We start from the raw sequence: 22,699 nt of genomic DNA, 5'->3' as shown, positions 1-22,699 counted from the left end.
GATACGTCTATTTCATCATACTGCCTAAAAGAGCAACCCTCTTTTAGGCTTATTTCGTATACTCATACAAACCCTCTATATGTCCCCTCATTCTCCTTAATCCCATTTAAGGAGTGTGCTTATGAATTCCCAAACAAACCTGACCCAATTTTTAAGGGACAGCGAGTCCCACAAAACAATCCCGATTGTTGAAACCATTACAGTTGATACGCTCTCACCGATTCAAATTGTCGAAAAACTCAAGCAAGATATTGTGTATCTGCTAGAAAGCAGAGACGAGTCTTCTAGCTGGTCGAGATATTCCTTCATCGGATTACATCCTTTTTTAACCTTACATGATGACCAAAACCAATATATTGCACGTGACGCTGCAGGGCAGGAAGTCATGAAAAAGCAAGAACTGAAAGACTTACTAGACTGGATGAAAGAGCAATACCAAATCAAGACACCAGGTGTTGACATCCCATTTACAGGCGGGGCAGTTGGGTACTTAAGTTACGATCTTATTCCAAGCATTGAACCTTCTGTCAGGCCACACCTAAGCGCATCAACGACAGACAATTGTACTCTATTTGTCTGCCAAACGATGATTGCCTTTGATCATGAAACGAATCATGTTCATTTTATCCAATACACCCAGCTGACCGGAAATGAAACAGAAGACGAAAAAATACGAGCTTACAAAGAAAATCAAAAGCGGCTTGAACAGATGATTCACAAGCTCCATACAAAGATTGATATGAAAGAACTGATTTTATCAGGGAATATGAACGAATCACCGTCCTTTGAACATGTGACGTCAACCTATGAAAAAGCGCAATTTTTAAAGGACGTAGAAAAAATCAAAGAATACATTCGAGCAGGTGATATTTTTCAAGGCGTCCTCTCACAGCGCTTTGATATCCCAGTGTCAGTGAGTTCATTTGAATTATACCGCGTGCTTCGCATTGTGAATCCATCTCCATACATGTATTTTATGAAATTAAAAGACCGCGATTTAGTCGGAAGCTCGCCAGAACGATTAATCCATGCCAAAAATGGGCACTTAGAAATTCACCCCATTGCAGGCACAAGAAAACGAGGAACAACAAAAGAAGAGGACGCTGCGCTTGCAAGAGAGCTGCTAGAGGATGAGAAAGAAAAAGCAGAACATTACATGTTAGTAGATCTAGCCAGAAATGATGTCGGCCGCGTAGCAGAATACGGCAGTGTGTCTGTACCGACCTTTACAAAAGTTGTGAACTTTTCACATGTCATGCACATCATCTCCATTGTGACAGGGAAGCTAAAGCAGGATACACATCCAGTCGATGCGCTCATGTCCGCTTTTCCTGCAGGCACATTAACAGGGGCACCGAAAATAAGAGCGATGCAATTATTAAATGAAATGGAGCCTGAGCCAAGGGAAACGTATGGCGGCTGTATTGCCTATATTGGGTTCGACGGCAATATCGACTCTTGTATTACCATTCGCACCATGAGCATCAAAGATCAGACCGCTTCCATACAAGCAGGCGCTGGCATTGTCGCAGATTCTGTTCCAGAAAATGAATGGGAAGAGACATGTAACAAGGCAGGAGCGCTTCTGAAGGCCATTCAGCTTGCTGAACATATTTTCTCAGAAAAGGAGAGTGTGCAGGATGAATCAGCGACTTTCAGCTCTTGTTAACGGAGGCTTCCTATCAGAAAATGAAGCCCATAGGCTAATGCATGATATGATGAGCGGATCTTTAACAGATGCTGAAGTCGCTGCAAGTCTATCGATTTTAGCGCACAGAGGAGAAACCGCTGAAGAAATGACAGGCTTCGTGAGGGCCATGCGGCAAAAGGCAGCACCAGCGGAAAGATCGCTCGATGTCGTTGACACATGCGGTACAGGAGGCGATGGACTCTCTACATTTAATATATCAACTGCAGCTGCCATTGTGGCTTCCGCCGCTGGTGCTAAAATCGCAAAACACGGAAATCGTTCAGTCTCTTCTAAAAGCGGAAGTGCCGACGTGCTAGAGTGTCTTGGCATTCACATTCAATCCACTCCAGAAGAAACGAGAAGACAAATACAAGACAAAAACATGGGCTTTTTATTTGCACCACTGTACCATTCATCGATGAAACAAGTAGCAGTAGTCCGCAAGCAGCTCGGCTTCCGGACGGTATTTAATCTATTAGGACCGCTTTGCCACCCGATGCAAGCCAAAAAGCAAATCATCGGTGTGTACTCAAAGGAAAAGGCAAAATTAATGGCGAAAGCCCTTGCCCCATTAGAGCCAGAACATGTCCTGTTTGTGAGCGGGGAAGACGGGCTGGATGAATTAACGATTACAGCAAATTCATATGTGATTGAACTCAAAAAAGGTACCATGACAGAATATACGCTAAACCCGGAAGACTTTGGACTGGAAAAAGGAACCTTATCAGATATTCAGGTCCAATCACCGGAAGAGAGCGCAAAATTGATTCAGAATATATTGAATCATCAAACAGGAGGGGCGCCGCTTCATATTACAGCTCTGAATGCCGGGGCGGCTTTATATGTCGCAGGCAAGTCAGAAAGCCTCATGGCAGGAACATTAAAAGCGTTAGAAACGATTAAAAACGGCACAGCCAAAGAACAATTGGCTCGTTTAAAACAAAAAAAGAAAGAGGAAGAGATCTATGCTTAATCAAATCATTGCACGCAAAAAAGAACATATTCAAACGTTGCAGTTACCTGTGGATGGAGACTTTGAAAGACGATCATTTAAAGAAGCACTCATGAACCCTCACCGCTCGATTGGTCTAATTGCTGAGGTGAAAAAGGCATCTCCTTCCAAAGGAATCATTCAGCCGAATTTTGATCCTCTGCAAACAGCAAAAGCATACGAAAAATCGAATGCTGATTGCTTATCTGTCTTAACAGATGAACCATTTTTTCAAGGGAAGAACGAGTATCTTTCCTTAATTAAAGAACACGTCGCACGTCCAATTTTAAGAAAAGACTTTATCATCGACTCCATACAGATAGAAGAGTCAAGACGTATCGGTGCAGATGCAATTTTATTAATTGGAGAAGTACTTGAACCGCAACAGCTGCATGAGCTCTATGCTGAAGCGAAGGAAAAAGGACTAGATATTCTTGTCGAAGTTCATGCAGCAGATACACTGGAAAATATCTTAAATATATTCACCCCTGAAATCATTGGAGTGAATAACCGAAATTTAAAGACATTTAAAACAACAGTTGAACAAACAAAAGAGATTGCACCACTTGTTCCAAAGGATGTCTTACTAGTGAGTGAAAGCGGTATTCAGACATTTGATGATCTGACCTTTGTCAAAAAACATGGAGCGAGTGCTGTCCTTGTAGGTGAATCATTAATGAGAGAACCATCACAAGAAAAAGCCGTTCAGACGTTATTTGGAGAATGAGGAAGATGAAGCCTTTTTTAAAATATTGCGGGGCGGTATCACAAGAAGATGTAGAATGCATTGCGCAATCTCAAGCAGATGCGATCGGGTTTATTTTTGCTCCAAGTAAAAGACAAGTCGATCCAGAACAAGTGAAACAATGGCTCACCGAGTCGCAGTGCGAGAAAGAGATTACTGGTGTATTTGTAAATGAAAAAATCCAAAAAGTGTGTGACATCACAAAGCATGTTCCTTTAGATATCGTGCAGCTGCATGGAGATGAAACACGAGAGGATGCAAAAGAAATAAAACAACAAACAGGAGCGATTGTGTGGAAAGTCTTTCACCACGAGCCCGATGTAAAAGAAACACTCGTTAAAATGACGGCATTTGCGCCGTTTGTCGATGGCTTCCTCATTGATGCGAAAGTAAAAGGGATGAGAGGTGGTTCTGGCACAGCTTTTACATGGGAAGCGGTACCTGTATACATTCAGCAGGCAAAACGACTGGAGAAAACATGCATCATTGCAGGCGGAATAACACCAGAAACGCTGCCAGAGCTGCTTGCCTATGGCCCAAAAGCGATCGATCTTTCAAGCGGCATAGAAGAAAACGGGAAGAAAAGCAGCGCTAAGATCAAAGCGCTCGAAGAAAGGATGTTAAACGATGTACGCATATCCAAATGAGATTGGCAGATATGGAGAATTCGGAGGGAAATTTGTTCCTGAGACGCTCATGCAGCCACTCAAAGAAATCGAACAAGCATTTAATGAATTAAAAGAAGACCCTGCTTTTGAGCAAGAATATCTTTCCCTTTTGCAAAACTATTCAGGCAGACCGACTGCGCTGACATATGCTGATCAATTATCAGCATACCTCGGCGGCGCAAAAATCTATTTAAAAAGAGAAGATTTAAACCATACAGGCGCTCATAAAATTAACAATGCACTTGGGCAGGCCCTGCTTGCGAAAAAAATGGGAAAATCAAACATCATCGCGGAAACAGGCGCTGGACAGCACGGAGTAGCAGCTGCAACGGTGGCCGCAAAGTTTGGATTATCCTGCACAGTATTTATGGGAAAAGAGGATGTGGAAAGACAATCACTCAATGTATTCCGAATGAAGCTCCTTGGCGCTGAGGTCATACCTGTCGCAAGCGGGAACGGCACATTAAAAGATGCAACCAACGAAGCGATTCGTTACTGGGTCCAGCACTGCAGTGATCATTTCTATATGATCGGCTCAGTTGTAGGACCTCACCCGTATCCCCAAATCGTCAGTGAGTTCCAACGGATGATTGGTGATGAAGCAAAAGAGCAGATACTTAAAAAAGAAGGCAGGCTCCCACATAAAGTCATTGCTTGTGTCGGCGGCGGAAGTAATGCCATTGGAATGTACCGAGCGTTTTTAGATGAAGAGATTGATATTATTGGTGTAGAAGCCGCTGGAAAAGGAATCGATACGCCGCTTCATGCAGCAACCATTACGAAGGGGACAAAAGGGGTCATTCATGGATCTTTGACATATTTAATCCAAGACGAATTTGGCCAAATTATTGAGCCCTATTCCATTTCAGCTGGTTTAGATTATCCTGGGATCGGACCAGAGCACGCATATTTACATGCGAGCGGCCGTGTTCAATATGTGAGTGCTACAGATCAAGAAGCACTGGATGCGCTAAAGCTGCTGACGGAAAAGGAAGGAATCCTGCCAGCGATTGAATCAGCACACGCTTTAGCCAAGGCGTTTGAGATGAGCAGGACGATGAATGAAGATGAAATCGTCCTTGTCTGCCTGTCAGGAAGAGGAGATAAGGATGTGCATACATTAATGAATGTGCTTGAAAGTGAGGGCAAAACCAAATGATCACATTTCAATTAGAGCAAGGCGAGAAGTTATTCATCCCATTTATCACGGCAGGAGATCCGTCAGAAGAAGTCACGATTGATTTAGCTGTGTCCCTTCAAGCAGCCGGTGCACATGCGATTGAACTAGGTGTCCCTTATTCCGACCCGCTAGCGGACGGTCCTGTCATTCAAAGAGCCTCCAAAAGAGCTCTAAATCATGGCATGAATATCGTAAAAGCGATAGAATTAGCAGGGAAGATGAAAAAAAATGGTGTAAAAATTCCTGTAATTCTATTTACGTATTATAATCCTGTGTTACAATTAGACACAGAATACTTTTTCGCTTTACTGCGCAAAAATCATATTTCGGGACTCTTAACACCCGACTTGCCGTTTGAAGAGAGCAGTGAGCTGCAAAAGAACTGTCAAACTTATGACATTTCATATATTTCGCTCGTTGCACCAACCAGCAAGGAACGATTAGTAAACATTGTAGAGCAGGCAGAAGGTTTTGTGTATTGTGTTTCATCTCTTGGTGTAACAGGTGTCAGACAAACCTTTGACGAATCGATTACTGATTTTATTCAACAAGTGAAACAGCTGAGTCACATACCGGTTGCGGTCGGTTTTGGCATCTCAACAAGAGAGCAGGTAGACTCAATGAATAAACTGAGTGACGGTGTCGTTGTAGGCAGTGCACTTGTGAAAAAAATTGAAGAACTTCAAGATCAATTGTTAGCAAGTGATACACGTCAAGAAGCTTTAAGAGAATTTGAAACCTATGCAAAAACATTTAGTCCCCTCTATTCATTCAAATGAGGTGAAACTTTTGCAAATCAAAGATCAATTAAAACAACTAAAACCGTATCAACCTGGGAAACCAATTGAAGAGGTCAAAAAAGAATATCAATTAGACAAGATTGTGAAATTGGCTTCAAATGAAAACCCTTTTGGATGTTCCTTACATGCAAGAGAGGCGATACAAGCTGAGCTCGAACATTTAGCGATCTATCCAGATGGATACAGCGCAAGTTTAAGAACGGAGCTTGCTGAGTTTCTTCAAGTAAATGAAAAACAATTAATATTCGGGAATGGCTCAGATGAACTTGTGCAAATTATTGCTAGGGCATTCCTTGACCAACATACAAATACCGTCATCCCAGCTCCATCTTTTCCGCAATACCGTCACAATGCCGTCATTGAGCAGGCAGAGATTCGAGAGGTGCCGCTTTTAGACGGAGGAGCTCACGATCTGAAGGGCATGCTGGATGCGATTGATGAGAACACGAAGGTCGTCTGGGTATGCAACCCGAATAACCCGACGGGAAATCATTTGTCAGAATCTGAGCTTGTGGCGTTTTTAGACCAAGTACCAGCTCATGTGCTTGTTGTACTAGATGAAGCATATGTCGAATACGTTCGTGCGGAAGACTTTCCGAACAGCTTATCTTTATTACATTCCTATCAAAATGTCATCGTACTCCGAACGTTTTCAAAAGCGTATGGACTGGCTGCACTTCGAGTAGGCTATGGCATTGCGTCGGAAGAGCTGATTACTGCGATTGAACCAGCGAGAGAGCCATTTAATACGAGTCGTATCGCTCAGGCAGCTGCACGTGCAGCGATAAAAGATCAGGGTTTCATTCAATCTTGCAGACAGAAAAATGAAGCAGGTCTCAAGCAATATCAAGAATTTGCTGACCGTTTTGGACTTTTTATTTATCCGTCTCAAACAAACTTCGTGCTGATTGATTTTAAGAGAGATGCAGATGAATTATTCAATGCATTATTGAAAAAAGGCTACATTGTTCGTTCTGGTAAAGCACTTGGTTTTCCGACTTCTTTACGTATTACGGTCGGAACAATGGAGCAAAATGCAGAAATTCTAAGTACACTTGCCGATTTAATGCAAGGCATTCGTGCGTAGCATAACCATAAAGTCATATCCTAAGGCAGGATATGGCTTTCATTGTACCAACCTCATATACATATAAGCTGTTGAAATGGCTTTTTTAATTTTCGTGAAAAAACAGGTGATGAACATGAATGATGCAAACGAAACAATATTAATCGCTGGACTTGGTTTAATTGGAGGTTCCATCGCACTGTCGATTAAAAAAGAGTATCCCCATAAAAAAATTGTAGGATACGATGTGTCCAAAGAACAAATGGTTGCGGCAACAAAGTTGGGTATCATTGATTTAGCAGCTGATTCATTTGCGGCAGGTTTGGATGAATCTGCGACTATTATATTGGCAACACCAGTTCAGCAAACAGTCAAGATGCTTCGTGATATTGCAAACTCTGGAATTGAGAGAGAGCTCACAATTACCGATGTTGGCAGCACAAAGCAAAAGGTCGTCCATTTTGCTGAAAAAACGCTTCCTAAGCACTACCAATTTATTGGTGGACATCCGATGGCAGGCTCTCATAAGTCAGGAGTCATTGCAGCGAAAGACTTTTTATTTGAAAATGCGTTCTACATTTTAACGCCGGCAAAGGAAACAAACCGCCAGGCTGTTGAACGTTTGAAGGACTTGTTAAAGGGGACAAATGCTCATTTCATTGAGATGACCCCAGAAGAACATGATGCTGTAACAAGTGTGATTAGTCATTTCCCTCATATTGTTGCAGCCAGCCTTGTGCATCAAGCACATCATTTTGAAGAACAATTCCCACTTGTCAAACGGTTTGCTGCTGGAGGCTTTCGTGACATTACACGTATTGCATCAAGCAATCCTGCAATGTGGCGAGATATCCTTCTGCACAACAAAAACAAGATTTTAGACCGGTTCCATGAATGGAAAAAAGAGATCGACCGCATTGAGACCTTTGTACAGCAAGAAGACGCTGAAGGCTTGTTCTCTTATTTTCAAGAGGCAAAGGAATATCGCGATGGACTTCCTCTTAGGAAAAAAGGTGCCATTCCTGCTTTTTATGACCTTTATGTGGATGTTCCAGATCACCCTGGGGTCATTTCGGAGATTACAGGGCATTTAGCAAATGAAAACATCAGTATTACGAATATCCGTATTATTGAAACGCGAGAAGACATTAATGGGATTTTGCGCATTAGTTTTCAAACAGATGACGACCGTAAGCGTGCAGAGATCTGTATAAAAAATAGAGCGAATTACGATACATTTTATGCTGACTGAGGTGACAAACATGAAAATTCATAAAAATGCTCCTATGAATGGAGTCATTCATATTCCAGGTGATAAATCCATTTCTCATAGATCAGTGATGTTTGGTGCAATTGCTGATGGGACTACAGTGGTGAAAAACTTTCTTCCTGGAGCCGATTGTTTAAGTACGATTGATTGCTTTAGAAAGATGGGCGTTGAAATTGAACAAAAAGGGACAGATGTTGTGATCCACGGTAAGGGACTGAAAGAGCTCAAGGAGCCGTCTGACGTCCTCGATGTTGGGAATTCTGGTACAACCATTCGATTAATGATGGGAATATTAGCTGGTTGTGAGTTTCACAGTACACTGATCGGTGATGAGAGTATTGCTAAAAGACCAATGCAACGAGTAACAGGTCCACTTAAACAACTGGGAGCGAAAATAGATGGCAGAGCAAACGGCGAGTATACGCCACTGTCTATTCGTGGCGGTCATTTAAAAGGTATCTCATATGAGTCTCCGGTGGCAAGTGCCCAAATTAAGTCCGCTGTCCTTTTAGCGGGGCTTCAAGCAGAGGGAACAACAACATTAACTGAACCGCATAAATCAAGAGATCATACAGAAAGAATGCTCTCTATGTTTGGTGTAAAACTAGACGAAGATGAACAAAGTGTTTCCATTGAAGGCGGTCAAACATTAAAAGCAACAGATATATTTGTTCCTGGAGACATCTCTTCAGCTGCATTTTTCCTTGTTGCTGGATCTATTGTTCCTAACAGCCGGATTGTGTTAAAAAATGTCGGGCTAAACAAAACAAGAACGGGTATTATCGATGTACTGAAACAAATGGGTGCGAATCTTGAGATCAAAGAAGTAGATGCAAAAGACGGAGAACCGTATGGTGATTTAACGATTTCAACCTCTTCATTAAAAGGGATTGAAATTTCTGGTGACATGATTTCAAGACTCATCGACGAAATCCCGATTATAGCGCTTCTAGCGACACAAGCAGAAGGAACAACGATTATTAAAGATGCTGCTGAGTTAAAAGTAAAAGAGACCAATCGAATTGATACCGTCGTGTCAGAACTTAAAAAACTCGGTGCTGATATTGAAGCAACTGATGATGGTATGAAGATTCATGGTAAAACCACACTTCAAGGCGGCGCGGTCGTGTCAAGCTACGGAGATCACCGAATCGGTATGATGCTGGGGGTTGCTGCTTGCATCACAAAGCAAGCTGTTGAGATTGAAGATACAGATGCTGTTCGTGTATCATACCCGAATTTCTTTGAACACATTGAATACTTAACCAAAACAGTCTGAGGATGTCCTCAGGCTTTTTCTTTCCTTATGCATATTTGTAAGAAAGATAGCATAGCTTGTCTCAAGATGAAACCTGGAAAAAAATCATTTTATCCGATAAAAAAATGAATTTCAGGTGCTTACAGTTTACAAAACTTCCGTTTCGTAAAGGATGAAATGAAAAACAGTCTTTAAAACAAAAAAATGGGTTCATTTTAAAAGAGCAACATATTTGCTGGATGAGTACCTGTCGATTATGATATGAAGTAACAATAGTTTAGGTTTTTGGAAACAGAAAGGAACGGTTTGATTTGAATAGTTCATTACAAGAAGCCATAAAATTAGTTGAGGCGGGTGAGACTGAAAAAGGACTCCAAACACTTGCTCAGGCAGAAAAGCATTTGCATGATGAAGAAAAGGTGCAGGCAGCTCAGTTATATTATGATTGGGGAGATATCGATAAAGCGCGGAATCTCATCAGTGATTTACATGATTTATATCCAGAGGAAACAGGGTTAACATGTTTTTATGCAGAGCTACTGATTGACTCTGATGAAGAAGAAAAGGCGATTTCGGTATTAGAGACGATTCCTGAAGATGATGATGCGTATCCAGAGAGTTTATTGTTAATGGCAGATTTGTATCAAATGCAAGGACTATTTGAAGTCAGTGAACAAAAGCTCTTAAAAGCGAAAGAACTGCTTCCAAATGAAGCCATCATTGATTTTGCGTTAGGTGAATTGTATTTTTCACAAGGTCTTTCAAAGAAAGCCGCCGACTATTTCTACAAAGTCGCAGATCAACAACATGAGGTTGGCGGCGTCAATGTTTACCAGAGACTCGCTGAATCACTCAGCACAGCTGGAGAATTTGAAGATGCGCTTGAATGGTACGAAAAGGCAGTAAAACATCAAACAGACCCGAATACACTTTTTGGCTACGGATTTACAGCGATGAGGGCCGGCAGAACGAAAACAGCCATTCAGCAGCTTTCAGAACTAAAAGATATTGATCCGTCTTATTCGTCTCTTTATATGCCTTTAGCGAAAAGTTATGAGGAAGAAGGACTATATCAGGAGGCTTTAGAGGTAGTAAAAGAGGGTATTAAAGTTGATGAGTATAACAAAGAATTATATTTATATGGAGCAAAGATTGACTTGAAAAATGGGGATTCAGAAGATGCGAAAAAGCTGCTTCAAGAAGCACTTGCTCTTGATCCGGGATATATTGAAGCGGTTCAAACATTGCTCGCGATCTATTTAAATGAAGAGCTTTTTGATGAAATCCTGGATGTCATTAAAGAGGTTAAAAGCTTTGGGGAAGTTGATCCAAAATGGAATTGGTATGCTGCATCTGCTTCTGTTGGACGAGAGGAATACAAAGAAGCCGCCGATTACTTCAAGCTGGCTCTACCTGATTTTGATGAGGAGCGTGACTTTTTATATGAATACGCTTCGTTCCTTTTAGAAGAAGGCAGACAAAAAGAAGCATTGCCGCTATTACGCAAAGTTCTTCAGAAAGATGGCACGAATGAAGAAATCGAAGAAACGATTTTAAGAATTGAAGACGAAATTTCCTTATAGTTTGCAGGAATGAAGAACTGGTTTGTTGAATAATTCATGTATAGCAATTTAATTTACGATAGAGGAGGGAATAACATGCAGACCCCTGTTTCTGTCAATGAAAAGAAGGAATTCATCCGGTGGTTTTTAAACCATTATCAGCTAAAACGAAGAGAGTGTGTTTGGATATTAAATTATTTAATGAGTCACGACTCTTTGATGGAAAAGGTTCATTTTGTAGAGCAAGCAGAATTTTGCCCAAGGGGAATCATTATGTCAACACACTGTGTGGATGAAGTTCCCTTTAGATTTTATAAAGAAAACATCATGACGACAGATGCTGAAAAGTCATTTCATGATATTCGTTTGAATAAACAGCAAGATTTGTTTATTCAATTGAATTTCCGTTCTGCTTATCGTTCGCCGGAATATGCAGCTGTGCTTGAAACAAATCCTCATATTCCAAAGGATCTTTATGAGAACGAAAAAGATAAGGATCTTGCGGAGAAAGTGCTTGAACACTCGATCGCAACGTTCCAAAAAGAACGGCTTATGAAAGAGATAGATGAGGCACTTGACCGTCATGATCAAGAAACATTTAATAAGTTAGCAAAAGAATTAAGCCTATTGTCATAAACTGAACGAATAAGCCTTGCCCTATACAGGCAGGGCTTATGTCATGAAAGAGGGGAAATTGATGAAGTTTCAAGCGGAGGATGCGGATCGCTTTTTGCAATCTAAAGATTACATTGATACCGCTATCATTCCAATAGTTGGAATAGATGCGAATCAAATCAAACAAACTGTATCTTTAGGTGAGTTTACCATTCTTGTAGCAGAGGAACTTGAAAGGCAGCTGAAAGGGCGGGTCTTTCTTTTTCCGCCACATACATATGTAGAGATCAATGATCGAAAACTAGAAGACATCTTCACGATGAAGCAGTCGCTAGAAGATCATTTTCAGCATGTCGTGTTGATCTCATCTGATCATCAATGGAAAGAGCATGCGGCGGTTAGTGAAGCGCTATTTTTATTAAAGCCGGTTCCGCTCGAGCATTTAAAGGTAGAATTAAAGCAAAAAATCGTTCAAGACAGTGTAGAACAAATTTTGAACTTTTTGTTACAAAAGTGGAACCCTTCATAAAAACCCTTACATTTGCATTGTACATAGCTTTTTAGGCTGTTGACCTTGTGAATAGATTGATATATTATGAGGGTGTCCTAGTTTTATGAAATTTTTTCTAATTCAGTTATAAAGTAGCTGACGACCTGAGGGGGGGAGAAAAAAATGAGCGAGAAGAGACATGGAGTGTCCAGGCGTCAATTTTTGAATTACACGTTGACCGGCGTGGGGGGATTTATGGCCGCTGGAATGCTCATGCCTATGGTTCGCTTTGCGCTTGACCCTGTGCTAAAAGGAACAGAGGATCAGGATATGGTTCAAGTTGTCAGTGTAGATGAACTGACGAAGGAACCGAAGCGCTTTGACTTTAAAATTGATCAAGTAGATGCATGGTATGAGTCAAAGGAATCTAGGTCAGCATGGGTGTACAAAGAAGGGGATGAAATTGTCGCTTTATCGCCAATCTGTAAACATTTAGGATGTACAGTGAACTGGAACAGTGATCCGAAAAATCCAAACAAATTTTTCTGCCCATGCCACTATGGGCTGTACGACAAGGATGGTACAAACGTACCCGGAACTCCACCGCTTGCACCGCTTGACCATTATAAGCAGCAAGTGAAGGACGGATACCTCTATCTTGGAAAAGCTGTGCCGAAAGGGGAAGGGTAACGATGCTTAACAAGATTTATGATTGGGTAGATGAGCGGCTAGACATTACACCAATATGGAGAGATATTGCGGATCATGAGGTGCCAGAGCATGTCAATCCAGCACATCATTTCTCCGCTTTTGTGTACTGTTTTGGCGGTTTAACGTTTTTTGTGACAGTCATTCAAGTCCTTTCGGGCATGTTTTTAACGATGTATTATGTGCCGGATATTAAAAATGCCTGGGAATCTGTCTATTATTTGCAAAATGAAGTGGCATTTGGTCAGATTGTCAGAGGGATGCACCACTGGGGTGCGAGTCTAGTCATTGTCATGATGTTTTTACATACGCTAAGGGTCTTTTTCCAAGGGGCGTATAAAAAGCCTAGAGAGCTGAACTGGATTGTTGGTGTGCTCATTTTCTTTGTGATGCTTGGACTTGGTTTTACAGGATATCTCTTGCCATGGGATATGAAGGCGCTATTTGCGACGAAGGTTGGTCTTCAAATTGCAGAAGCCACACCATTCATTGGAAAAGAGATCAAAACGCTGCTTGCAGGTCATCCTGACATTGTAGGGGCACAAACGCTGACGAGATTTTTCGCTATCCATGTCTTTTTCTTGCCAGCGGCATTATTTGGGCTGATGGCTGCCCACTTTATTATGATTCGTAAGCAAGGAATTTCTGGACCGCTATAAAAAAAGTTGCGTTTGATGAATGTTCAATGAGGAGGGGATGACTTTGCATAGGGGAAAAGGGATGAAGTTTGTCGGAGACTCCAGAATTCCGGCAGAAAGAAAACCTAACATACCTAAAGACTATTCCGAATATCCGGGAAAAACAGAAGCCTTTTGGCCGAACTTTCTTTTAAAGGAATGGCTTGTAGGTGCCGTTTTTTTAATTGGATTTCTTGTCCTAACTGTTGTTCATGCACCTCCGCTTGAGCGGATGGCTGATCCAACAGATACCGGCTATATTCCGCTGCCAGACTGGTATTTCCTATTCTTGTACCAGTTATTAAAATATGAATTTGCTGCAGGAGGCTATACAGTAGTTGGCGCGATGATTATGCCTGGAATTGCGTTTGGTGCACTTTTGCTCGCACCATTTCTTGATTCTGGTCCTGAACGCAGACCGTATAGAAGACCGGTTGCAGTGGGGATGATGATCCTTGCAGTCGGCGCAGCAACATATTTAACGTGGGAGTCTGTTGCTACTCATGATTGGGAAGCAGCGGCGAAGCAAGGTGAAATTAAGAAAGAAGCAGAGATTGATACCTCAGCGGAAGAGTATAAAATTTATCAGGAGCAGACATGTATCTCCTGTCACGGGGATAACATGCAGGGCGGAGCAGCCGGACCGTCACTTGTTGACAACGGTCTTGCACCTGAGGAGATAGCTAAAATCGCTGTTGAAGGAAAAGGCAACATGCCTAAGGGTATCTTTAAAGGCAGCGATGAAGAACTTGAAAAGCTTTCTAAATATTTATCTGAGGTCAAATCTAAATAATTCAGTTGTTTAAAAGCAAGTACAAGGATATACTCAAAAGAGAAAAAGCTGGCGCTGTCAGCTTTTTTCTGATTTTAACAGATCGTGAGTGAAGAGACGTATGAGATGGATTCAATATCTGCTAGCCACGCGCTACATGCTTGTGCTAGTCCTGATGATCAATTTCCTTGGCAGTGTGTACGGCTACTATTGGTATATTCCTCAGCTTGTAGAGACGCCGGCTATCTTTTTAGCTTTTGTTCCAGACAGCCCAACGGCAAGCTTTTTCTTTTTATTTGTACTACTTGCGTTTTTGATGAAACGAAACGCTCCTTATTTTGAAGCACTTGCCCTTGTGACCTTGATTAAGTACGGGTTATGGGCTGTAGGAATGAATATCTTTGTGCTTTTATCTGTTGATGACTTTCCGTGGGAAGGATACATGCTGATTGGGTCTCACTTTGCGATGGCGGTTCAAGCTGTATTGTTTGCACCGTATTATCGTTTTAAAATGCGTCATTTGGTGGTAGCCGGCATATGGATTTTACATAACGATGTGATTGATTATGTATTTGGTATGATGCCGCGTTATTCTATGCTGTCTGCCTATTCAAACGAGATCGGCTATGTCACGTTTTGGTTAAGTATTGCTGTTCTTCTTGTTTCGTATTATCTCGTCCTATCGAAAAAATCGGTCAAGCTTGAACTCCCTTAACAATATTGGTCTAACCTTGTCCTTTTCTTCATACGCTGTATGGAGAAGGGCTAGGAGGGACTTGCATGAAACGAAAGCCAATCGCGATGATTCTATTATTTTTTCTCGTATTACAGCCATCTGTTGCCAAAGGCGAGGAAACAGCCGCTAACGTGCTGCAAGAATTAACGGAACTATCAGATTCAATCTTTCAATTAACGAGACAAGCTAAATATGATGAGGCGTTACAGGTCGCATTGTATGTTGAAAAGACATTTAAAGCTGAGAATTGGCGTGGTACTCTGACAAATACGCAGATTCGGCAAATTACACTTGGCTATCAAGATATTATAAAAGGGCTGCCGCAGGAAGAATTGAATGAGCGCGAAAAGCTTCGTTATGCCTCTCAGTTTAGAATGCTGCTCGATGCGATCCAGTCAGACTCTGAGCCTCTTTGGGGTTCGCTGGAGAAGCCCATTATGGGGTCTTTTCCTACTTTGAAAAAAGAAGTGAGGGATCCGGAGTCGACGACGTTTTATGAAACTTGGAATGAGCTGGTTTCTTTATACGATATGATATACCCTAGTTTAACCATTGATGTTTCGCCTGAAAAGCTGCAAACGATTAAGCAGCATATGGAAGTGATTGAGCAAGGTGAATTTTTAAAAGCATCAAGTGGGACAAAGCTTGAGCGTCTCACGAAGCTCGAAGAGGATTTATCGAGTGTGTTTGCTCACGTCGATCAAGATGAAGCTGATCCATCGCTTTTATGGGTCATTTTAACAACAGGGAGTATCATTTTATTAACGTTAACGTATGTTGGGTTTCGGAAATACCGTGCTGAAAAAGAGAAGAAGCAAAAGCGTCAGGCTGATTATCCGAAATCATAAAAAAAGAAGCACCATTTTTGGGCTTCTTTTTTTAATGCGGATTAAGCGGCTTTTTGTGTTCATCTAATGTGAAGCCTTCACCAAGCACATCATGCACGTCACTGACGGATACAAATGCATGAGGATCGACTGAGGTCACGACGCTTTTGAGATGGACAAGCTCGTTTTTCGGGACGACGCAATAAAGGACGTTGCGCTCCTGTTTTGTATAGGAACCAACCCCTTTTAAAATGGTCACACCGCGCTCCATTTCCTCTGTGATTTTCTTTTGAATGATGTCATCTTTTTCAGAGATAATCATGGCGCCTTTGGCTGCGTAAGCGCCTTCTTGCATGAAGTCAATGACCTTTGCGGCAACAAACACTGCGACGAGTGTATACATGGCTTCTTTGTAATTTAAATAAGTAAGAGAAATCGTAATGACACATGCGTCGAAGATGAACATTGTTCGTCCCATGGCCACCTGATAATGCTTGTTGATGAGTCTTGCGATGATGTCCACGCCGCCGGTTGTACCGCCGAACTTAAAGATGATCCCGAGGCCTGTTCCGATAAACACACCAGCAAAGAGCGCGGCTAGAGCCAAATCGTGCTGGAGAGGCATATGTATTTGAAAGCGCTGGAAGATGGCAAGAAAGACAGAAAGACTGACGGTTCCTACAATTGTATAAGTAAACATGGTTCTGCCGAGCATTTTCCAGCCGATAAAAAAGATCGGAATGTTTAAGACAAGGTTTGAAATGGATGGATCAATGTGAAATAGAAAATATAGAAGCAGTGTAATACCTGTAAATCCGCCTTCCGCCAAATTGTTCTGCATATTAAAATGAACAAGACCGAAAGAAAAAATCGCAGATCCTATTAAAATAAATACGATATTTTTAAGACGAATTTCTTTTAGCAAGAGACCACTCCTTTTTTTGCTTAGACAGCGATAATATTATATGGTATGGGAGAGAAACAAGCAAACTGAGTCTTAAACATTTGTCAAATATTTATGATTTCGCTAACATGTAAGAGATGGATAGGAGGATGAGCTTCATGACGAATGAAAAAACGCTGCGTCACGTGCAGCAAGAAGTAGATGATTACATAGGACAATTTAAAGAAGGCTATTTCAGCCCGCTTGCCATGATGGCCCGTCTGACAGAAGAATTAGGCGAGCTAGCAAGAGAGGTTAACCATTACTATGGAGAAAAGCCGAAAAAAACAACGGAAACAGAAAAAAGCATGGAAGAAGAAATTGGCGATGTTTTGTTTGTGTTAACATGCCTCGCTAATTCACTAGATATATCACTAGAGGAAGCACACGATCGTGTGATGCATAAATTCAATACAAGAGACAAAGACCGCTGGACGAAAAAAGAAGGGAAGTAGAGACGATGACGAACCAAACCATCAAAGTAGTAATCGCTGGAGCAAGAGGAAGAATGGGGATAGAGGCTGTGAAGCTGGCAGAAGAAACGAGCCATTTTGAGCTTGTGGCAGCCCTTGATCACGCGCACGAAGGAAAAAAATTATCTGATGTGATTCATACGACATCTGAGGCGCCAATTTATACAGATATTGATGTGTGTCTTTCAGAGACAGCACCTGATGTATTAATTGATTTGACGACACCAGAAATCGGGAAAGTACATACAAAAAAGGCCCTTGAACATGGCGTCCGACCAGTCGTAGGAACCACTGGATTTTCTGAAGCTGACCTGAAAGAGCTACAGCAATTAACAGAAGAAAAGGGCATAGGCTGTATTATTGCGCCAAACTTTGCTGTCGGTGCGGTCTTAATGATGAAGTTTGCCAAAATGGCAGCGAATTACTTTCCTGACGTTGAAATCATTGAGCTTCACCATGATAAAAAACTAGATGCTCCGAGCGGTACAGGGCTTAAAACAGCTGAAATGATTGCAGAAGTCAGAGAAAGCAAAAAGCAGGGACATCCAGAAGAGAAAGAATTAATCGAAGGTGCACGAGGCGCAGATTATGACGGTATCCGTCTGCACAGCGTAAGACTTCCGGGTATGATTGCACATCAAGAAGTACTGTTTGGAATGGACGGACAGACGCTCACAATTCGCCATGATTCTTATAACCGTGCATCATTTATGTCAGGTGTGAAGCTTTCAGTTGAACAGGTCATGCACATTGATCAGCTCGTCTATGGTTTAGAAAATATCATCGACTAATAAGGAGTGGATTCCTGATGAACATTGCTTTAATCGCTCACGATAAGAAAAAAAGTGACATGATCCAATTTGCCATTGCGTACCGTGATATATTGGCAGATCATACACTTTACGCAACAGGGACAACAGGTTTGAGAGTGAAAGAAGCGACGGGGCTTCCCATTCATCGTTTCCAGTCAGGACCACTTGGAGGAGATCAGCAGATTGGTGCTTTAATTGCTGATAATGCAATGGATCTTGTGCTCTTTTTTAGAGACCCGCTTACCGCGCAGCCGCATGAACCGGATGTATCTGCACTCATTCGGCTTTGTGATGTGTATACCATTCCACTAGCCACCAATATGGGGACCGCTGAAATTTTAGTCAGGAATTTAAATAAAGGCACGTTTGATTTTCGAGATGTAGCAAAAAACGGAGGAACAAATGAAACGACTTGATATCCTTGCATTCGGTGCCCACAGCGATGATGTTGAGATCGGTATGGGCGGAACGATTGCAAAATACGTAAAAAAAGGGGCGCGTGTCGGGATTTGCGACTTGACCCAGGCCGAATTATCTTCGAATGGAACGGTAGAGAGCCGTAAAGAGGAAGCAAAAGCTGCTGCCGCCATTTTAGGTGTGTCAACGCGAATCCAGCTCACACTGCCAGACAGAGGACTTTATCTAAATGACGAAGCGATGAAGGACATTGCAGGCGTGATTCGAACATACAAGCCGAAACTGATTTTTGCTCCGCATCACCAAGATCGGCATCCAGATCATGGTCATGCGGGCTCACTTGTAGAAGAGGCTGCTTTTTCGGCAGGTATACATAAATTTGAAGATTCATACAAGCAGCCAGCGCATAAAATAAGTCAGATGTATTATTACATGATTAACGGCCATCATCGTCCAGATTTTGTGATTGATATTTCTGAGGAAATGCACCAAAAAATTGATAGCTTGCATGCGTATAAAAGTCAATTTGTTAAATCGGCGAATTCAGTTGAGACACCTCTTGTGAACGGTTATATTGATTTTGTCAAAATGAGAGAGTCTATGTATGGAAGGGAAGTCAATAAAGCTTATGCAGAAGGGTTTATCACAAAGAAACCACTTTTGATAGATGACGACTTACTTGGGGGGTAATTATGAAAAAACTGAAGGTCGGAATCACTTGTTATCCAAGTGTCGGCGGCTCGGGCATTATTGCTACGGAACTTGGAAAACGTTTAGCTGAAAAAGGGCACGATGTTCATTTCATTACCTCAAGTATTCCGTTTAGGCTCAATAAAGTGTATCCGAATATTTATTTTCATGAGGTGGATGTCAATCAATATGCTGTTTTTCAATATCCGCCTTATGACCTTGCATTAGCAAGTAAATTGGCAGAAGTCGCAAAACGAGAGAAGCTTGATATTATTCACGCGCATTATGCGGTTCCGCACGCCGTCTGTGCGTTCTTAGCGAAGCAGATGACGGGACACTCTGTGAAAGTCGTCACGACGCTTCACGGGACGGATATTACGGTATTAGGCTATGATCCATCACTAAAGGAAGTCATTCGATTTGCGATCGAATCATCAGACCGGGTAACGGCGGTGTCGCATTCATTAGCTGCGCAGACGTACGACCTCATCAAACCAAATAAAAAGATCGAGACGATCCATAATTTTGTCGATGAACGGGTGTATTTGCGCGAAGATCACGAAGTGCTAAAGACACATTATGGTCTTTTACCGGACGATAAGGTCGTCATCCATGTATCAAATTTTCGAAAGGTCAAACGGGTGCATGATGTCGTTCATGTGTTTAAAAAGATCTCAGAACAGGTGCAGGCAAAGCTGCTGCTCATCGGTGATGGTCCTGAAAAATCGGTCGTATGCGAACTCGTGAAAAAACTGGGGCTGACAGACCGCGTGTTATTTTTAGGAAAGCAAGAGAAAGTAGAAGAGCTGTATTCCATCAGTGATTTGAAGCTGCTTCTTTCTGAGAAAGAGAGCTTCGGACTTGTGCTTCTTGAGGCGATGGCATGCGGTGTCCCATGTATTGGGACTGATGTTGGCGGGATTCCAGAGGTCATTACACATGGAGAAACAGGTTTCCTTGTCCCGCTCGGCGATATAGACGCGGCAGCTAAACACGCAGTCTCTATACTCAAAGACAAAGCGCTTCATGAACAAGTGTCTGCGTCGGCTCAGTCTAGTGTTCAGGGCCATTTCTCTTCTGAAAAAATTGTGAGTGAATATGAAAAGCTTTACCTAGAATTGATCGAAGGTGATGATGAACATGAATGAACCATTCACACATGCGATCCCTATTTTACATACACTGCACGAACATGGGCATCAGGCTTACTTTGTCGGCGGAGCAGTGAGAGATGTCCTTTTAGGCAGGGAAATCGGCGATATCGATATAGCAACAGATGCAACGCCTGATACGGTCGAATCCTTATTTGAAAAAACAGTTGATGTTGGCAAAGAGCATGGCACTGTCATCGTGTTACATGATGGGGTCAGCTATGAGGTGACGACGTTTCGAACTGAATCAGAATATGGAGATTTTCGCAGACCGAAAGAAGTGGCGTTTATCACATCATTGAAGGAAGATCTTTTAAGAAGAGATTTAACGATCAATGCGATGGCCATGGATATAAATGGGGAGATCATTGACCATGTAGGGGGCAAACAGGATATTGAGCGGAAACGAATTCAAACCGTAGGAGATCCTGCGTGCCGCTTTCAGGAAGACGCGCTTCGTATGATGAGAGCGGTCCGTTTTTTAAGCCAGCTTGGCTTTGAGCTCGCTGCAGAAACGGCTGAAGCGATGAAAAAAGATAAGCACCTGCTTGCCAACATATCAGTTGAACGCAAAAAGATTGAAATGGAGAAGCTTTTAAAAGGCCGTTATTGTGAGCGGGCGATTAAGGTGCTCATTTCTACCAAATTGTATGAAGAATTGCCGGGTCTCAAAAAGGATGGTCTGCAAGAATCCTTTCAATCATTTCCGTATTATTTACTGGATGGACTAGAAGAAGTATGGGGGGCTGTTATCCATTTGCTTGGCTTAGATGAAGCGGAGGCTGTGCTCTTCTTAAAAGAATGGAAGCTGTCAACAAAGCTTTTGAAAGACGCGGTGGCGATTAGCCAATACGTCGATTGTGACTGGGATGCGGAGAAGATGTTTGAGGCTGGTGAACACGTGCTCTTATCTAGTTTGAAGATCTCACAGCTAAAACACGAGCGTCGCATTTTCTTTGACGAGCTTGAGGCAGCGAAGCGTTCTTATGATGCCCTGCCGATTAAAACGCTTCAAGACCTCGCTGTTTCAGGAAAAGATTTAATGGCCTTTCGGCAAAAGATATCAGGAAAATGGATCGCAGAAGAGCTCGATTTGGTGAAAAAAGCCGTTCTGCAAAATCATTTGGAAAACCGAAAAGAAGCCATAGAGGAGTGGCTTACAGCATGCGATCAGCAATTAGAAAACGATTAATCGAACTATTTACAGCATCAAGTGAGGACTTTGTCTCAAGTCAGCAAATATGTGATGAGCTTGGCTGTTCTCGAACGGCTGTCTGGAAGCATATAGAGGGCCTCAGAAAAGAGGGCTATGAGGTAGAAGCCGTCAGAAGAAAGGGGTACCGCCTGCTTCGTAAACCGGACAAAATTAGTGAGGATGAAATTCTGTTTGGTCTAGAAACAGAGAGCTTTGGCAGGCACATTTATTTTCAGAAAGAAGTCGCCTCCACACAGCTGATTGCCCATGATCTTGTAAATGAAGGTGCGCCCCACGGTACGCTCGTTGTCAGTGATCATCAGACAAATGGGAAAGGCCGCCTTCAAAGAACGTGGCATTCACCAAATGGGACAGGCATCTGGATGAGTCTCGTTCTACGGCCTGAAATTCCGCTGCACAAAGCGCCGCAGATGACGCTTTTAGCATCTGTAGCCATCGCAGAAGCCATTGCAGAGCAAACAGGACTCAGTCCATCCATTAAATGGCCAAACGATATTTTGTTAAACGGGAAAAAGGTCGTTGGCATTCTGACTGAATTAAAAGCAGAGGCGGACCAGGTTCATGCGGTGATTATTGGCCCGGGCATTAATGTGAACCAAACGGCTGATGACTTTCCGGATGAACTAAAGGATGTCGCCACAAGCCTGCGAATGGAACTGAATGAAAAAGTGGACCGTGCTGCCCTCATACAACAGATCATGTCCACCTTTGAAAAAAGGTATGACGATTATATGAAGCATGGATTTACACCGATTAAACAATTATGGGAATCGTTTGCGATGACGATCGGTCAGCATATTGTTGCCCGCACCGTCAATGGGCAATACACTGGAAAAGCGCTCGGAATCAATGAAGAAGGTGTTTTATTGCTTGAAACGGAGGAAGGTATTCAAAAAATCTACTCCGCAGACATCGAGATAAAGTCAACTTAAGTGGAACACC

25 protein-coding genes are annotated in these 22,699 nt (G+C 42.3%); 24 read left to right on the top strand and 1 reads right to left on the bottom strand.

The window, feature by feature from the left end:
* The first annotated feature begins 121 nt into the window (after positions 1–121).
* From trpE to ypjB, 17 genes are all read left to right on the top strand, one after another.
* Positions 122–1,669: an anthranilate synthase component I gene (gene trpE, locus MHH26_RS08870; protein WP_307499831.1), complete on the top strand. Its 1,548-nt coding sequence runs from the start codon at positions 122–124 to the stop codon at positions 1,667–1,669.
* The gene (gene trpD, locus MHH26_RS08865) at positions 1,641–2,663 is read left to right on the top strand and encodes an anthranilate phosphoribosyltransferase (RefSeq protein WP_307499830.1); all 1,023 of its coding nucleotides are present in this window, start codon (positions 1,641–1,643) and stop codon (positions 2,661–2,663) included. Before trpE ends, trpD begins: the two co-directional genes overlap by 29 nt.
* Entirely contained in the window at positions 2,656–3,408 is a 753-nt protein-coding gene (gene trpC / locus MHH26_RS08860; RefSeq protein ID WP_095285336.1) for an indole-3-glycerol phosphate synthase TrpC, read from the top strand. The genes trpD and trpC overlap by 8 nt, the downstream gene beginning before the upstream one ends.
* 5 nt (positions 3,409–3,413) lie before the next feature.
* On the top strand, positions 3,414–4,073 hold the full coding sequence (locus MHH26_RS08855; protein ID WP_307499829.1) for a phosphoribosylanthranilate isomerase: 660 nt from the start codon (positions 3,414–3,416) through the stop codon (positions 4,071–4,073).
* Positions 4,054–5,253: a tryptophan synthase subunit beta gene (trpB, locus tag MHH26_RS08850; RefSeq protein WP_309415597.1), complete on the top strand. Its 1,200-nt coding sequence runs from the start codon at positions 4,054–4,056 to the stop codon at positions 5,251–5,253. Before MHH26_RS08855 ends, trpB begins: the two co-directional genes overlap by 20 nt.
* Complete coding sequence (gene trpA / locus MHH26_RS08845) at positions 5,250–6,053, top strand: tryptophan synthase subunit alpha (protein WP_095285333.1); 804 nt, start codon at positions 5,250–5,252, stop codon at positions 6,051–6,053. Before trpB ends, trpA begins: the two co-directional genes overlap by 4 nt.
* Before the next feature lie 10 nt (positions 6,054–6,063).
* Complete coding sequence (hisC, locus tag MHH26_RS08840; protein ID WP_340973207.1) at positions 6,064–7,161, top strand: histidinol-phosphate transaminase; 1,098 nt, start codon at positions 6,064–6,066, stop codon at positions 7,159–7,161.
* A gap of 115 nt (positions 7,162–7,276) precedes the next feature.
* On the top strand, positions 7,277–8,392 hold the full coding sequence (locus MHH26_RS08835; protein WP_340973205.1) for a prephenate dehydrogenase: 1,116 nt from the start codon (positions 7,277–7,279) through the stop codon (positions 8,390–8,392).
* A gap of 10 nt (positions 8,393–8,402) precedes the next feature.
* Positions 8,403–9,689, top strand: coding sequence for a 3-phosphoshikimate 1-carboxyvinyltransferase (gene aroA, locus MHH26_RS08830; RefSeq protein WP_187703938.1), 1,287 nt, complete (start codon positions 8,403–8,405; stop codon positions 9,687–9,689).
* A 290-nt stretch (positions 9,690–9,979) separates the two neighbouring features.
* Positions 9,980–11,251, top strand: a complete 1,272-nt coding sequence (locus tag MHH26_RS08825; protein ID WP_340973203.1) for a tetratricopeptide repeat protein — start codon at positions 9,980–9,982, stop codon at positions 11,249–11,251.
* A 75-nt stretch (positions 11,252–11,326) separates the two neighbouring features.
* Complete coding sequence (locus MHH26_RS08820; protein WP_008344562.1) at positions 11,327–11,866, top strand: ReoY family proteolytic degradation factor; 540 nt, start codon at positions 11,327–11,329, stop codon at positions 11,864–11,866.
* A gap of 61 nt (positions 11,867–11,927) precedes the next feature.
* Complete coding sequence (locus tag MHH26_RS08815; RefSeq protein WP_034661055.1) at positions 11,928–12,374, top strand: YpiF family protein; 447 nt, start codon at positions 11,928–11,930, stop codon at positions 12,372–12,374.
* Positions 12,375–12,518: 144 nt separating this feature from the next.
* Entirely contained in the window at positions 12,519–13,025 is a 507-nt protein-coding gene (locus tag MHH26_RS08810; RefSeq protein WP_007500911.1) for a ubiquinol-cytochrome c reductase iron-sulfur subunit, read from the top strand.
* A 2-nt stretch (positions 13,026–13,027) separates the two neighbouring features.
* Entirely contained in the window at positions 13,028–13,702 is a 675-nt protein-coding gene (qcrB, locus tag MHH26_RS08805; protein WP_003215804.1) for a menaquinol-cytochrome c reductase cytochrome b subunit, read from the top strand.
* A 43-nt stretch (positions 13,703–13,745) separates the two neighbouring features.
* Positions 13,746–14,513, top strand: coding sequence for a menaquinol-cytochrome c reductase cytochrome b/c subunit (locus MHH26_RS08800; protein WP_003215888.1), 768 nt, complete (start codon positions 13,746–13,748; stop codon positions 14,511–14,513).
* A 100-nt stretch (positions 14,514–14,613) separates the two neighbouring features.
* Entirely contained in the window at positions 14,614–15,207 is a 594-nt protein-coding gene (locus tag MHH26_RS08795) for a DUF1405 domain-containing protein (RefSeq protein ID WP_334749519.1), read from the top strand.
* A gap of 65 nt (positions 15,208–15,272) precedes the next feature.
* Positions 15,273–16,076 (top strand): sporulation protein YpjB, encoded by an 804-nt coding sequence (gene ypjB / locus MHH26_RS08790; RefSeq protein WP_060596735.1) that lies wholly within the window; start codon positions 15,273–15,275, stop codon positions 16,074–16,076.
* A gap of 31 nt (positions 16,077–16,107) precedes the next feature.
* Here ypjB and MHH26_RS08785 read toward each other — a convergent pair whose 3' ends face one another.
* The gene (locus MHH26_RS08785; RefSeq protein ID WP_003215598.1) at positions 16,108–16,980 is read right to left on the bottom strand and encodes a YitT family protein; all 873 of its coding nucleotides are present in this window, start codon (positions 16,978–16,980) and stop codon (positions 16,108–16,110) included.
* Positions 16,981–17,117: 137 nt separating this feature from the next.
* On the opposite strand from MHH26_RS08785, the gene MHH26_RS08780 reads away from it, so the two are divergent.
* Genes MHH26_RS08780 through MHH26_RS08750 form a run of 7 tightly spaced genes read left to right on the top strand, consistent with a single transcriptional unit; the run spans position 17,118 to position 22,689 of the window.
* Entirely contained in the window at positions 17,118–17,453 is a 336-nt protein-coding gene (locus MHH26_RS08780; protein ID WP_003215805.1) for a nucleotide pyrophosphohydrolase, read from the top strand.
* 5 nt (positions 17,454–17,458) lie between these two features.
* Positions 17,459–18,262 (top strand): 4-hydroxy-tetrahydrodipicolinate reductase, encoded by an 804-nt coding sequence (gene dapB, locus MHH26_RS08775; RefSeq protein ID WP_058014826.1) that lies wholly within the window; start codon positions 17,459–17,461, stop codon positions 18,260–18,262.
* A 17-nt stretch (positions 18,263–18,279) separates the two neighbouring features.
* The gene (gene mgsA / locus MHH26_RS08770; RefSeq protein ID WP_012010363.1) at positions 18,280–18,699 is read left to right on the top strand and encodes a methylglyoxal synthase; all 420 of its coding nucleotides are present in this window, start codon (positions 18,280–18,282) and stop codon (positions 18,697–18,699) included.
* On the top strand, positions 18,686–19,390 hold the full coding sequence (gene bshB1 / locus MHH26_RS08765; protein WP_034661049.1) for a bacillithiol biosynthesis deacetylase BshB1: 705 nt from the start codon (positions 18,686–18,688) through the stop codon (positions 19,388–19,390). Before mgsA ends, bshB1 begins: the two co-directional genes overlap by 14 nt.
* Before the next feature lie 2 nt (positions 19,391–19,392).
* Positions 19,393–20,538 carry an N-acetyl-alpha-D-glucosaminyl L-malate synthase BshA gene (gene bshA / locus MHH26_RS08760; RefSeq protein WP_106039206.1) on the top strand — a complete coding sequence of 382 codons (1,146 nt, stop codon included), beginning with the start codon at positions 19,393–19,395 and terminating at the stop codon, positions 20,536–20,538.
* Positions 20,531–21,733: a CCA tRNA nucleotidyltransferase gene (locus MHH26_RS08755; RefSeq protein WP_340973199.1), complete on the top strand. Its 1,203-nt coding sequence runs from the start codon at positions 20,531–20,533 to the stop codon at positions 21,731–21,733. The genes bshA and MHH26_RS08755 overlap by 8 nt, the downstream gene beginning before the upstream one ends.
* Positions 21,706–22,689, top strand: a complete 984-nt coding sequence (locus tag MHH26_RS08750; protein WP_034661046.1) for a biotin--[acetyl-CoA-carboxylase] ligase — start codon at positions 21,706–21,708, stop codon at positions 22,687–22,689. Before MHH26_RS08755 ends, MHH26_RS08750 begins: the two co-directional genes overlap by 28 nt.
* The last annotated feature ends 10 nt before the right edge of the window (positions 22,690–22,699 follow it).

Origin of the sequence: Bacillus sp. FSL K6-2839 (assembly GCF_038003365.1) — a bacterium.
Lineage (GTDB): Bacteria > Bacillota > Bacilli > Bacillales > Bacillaceae > Bacillus.
This window is presented reverse-complemented; position numbering and strand designations above follow the sequence as displayed.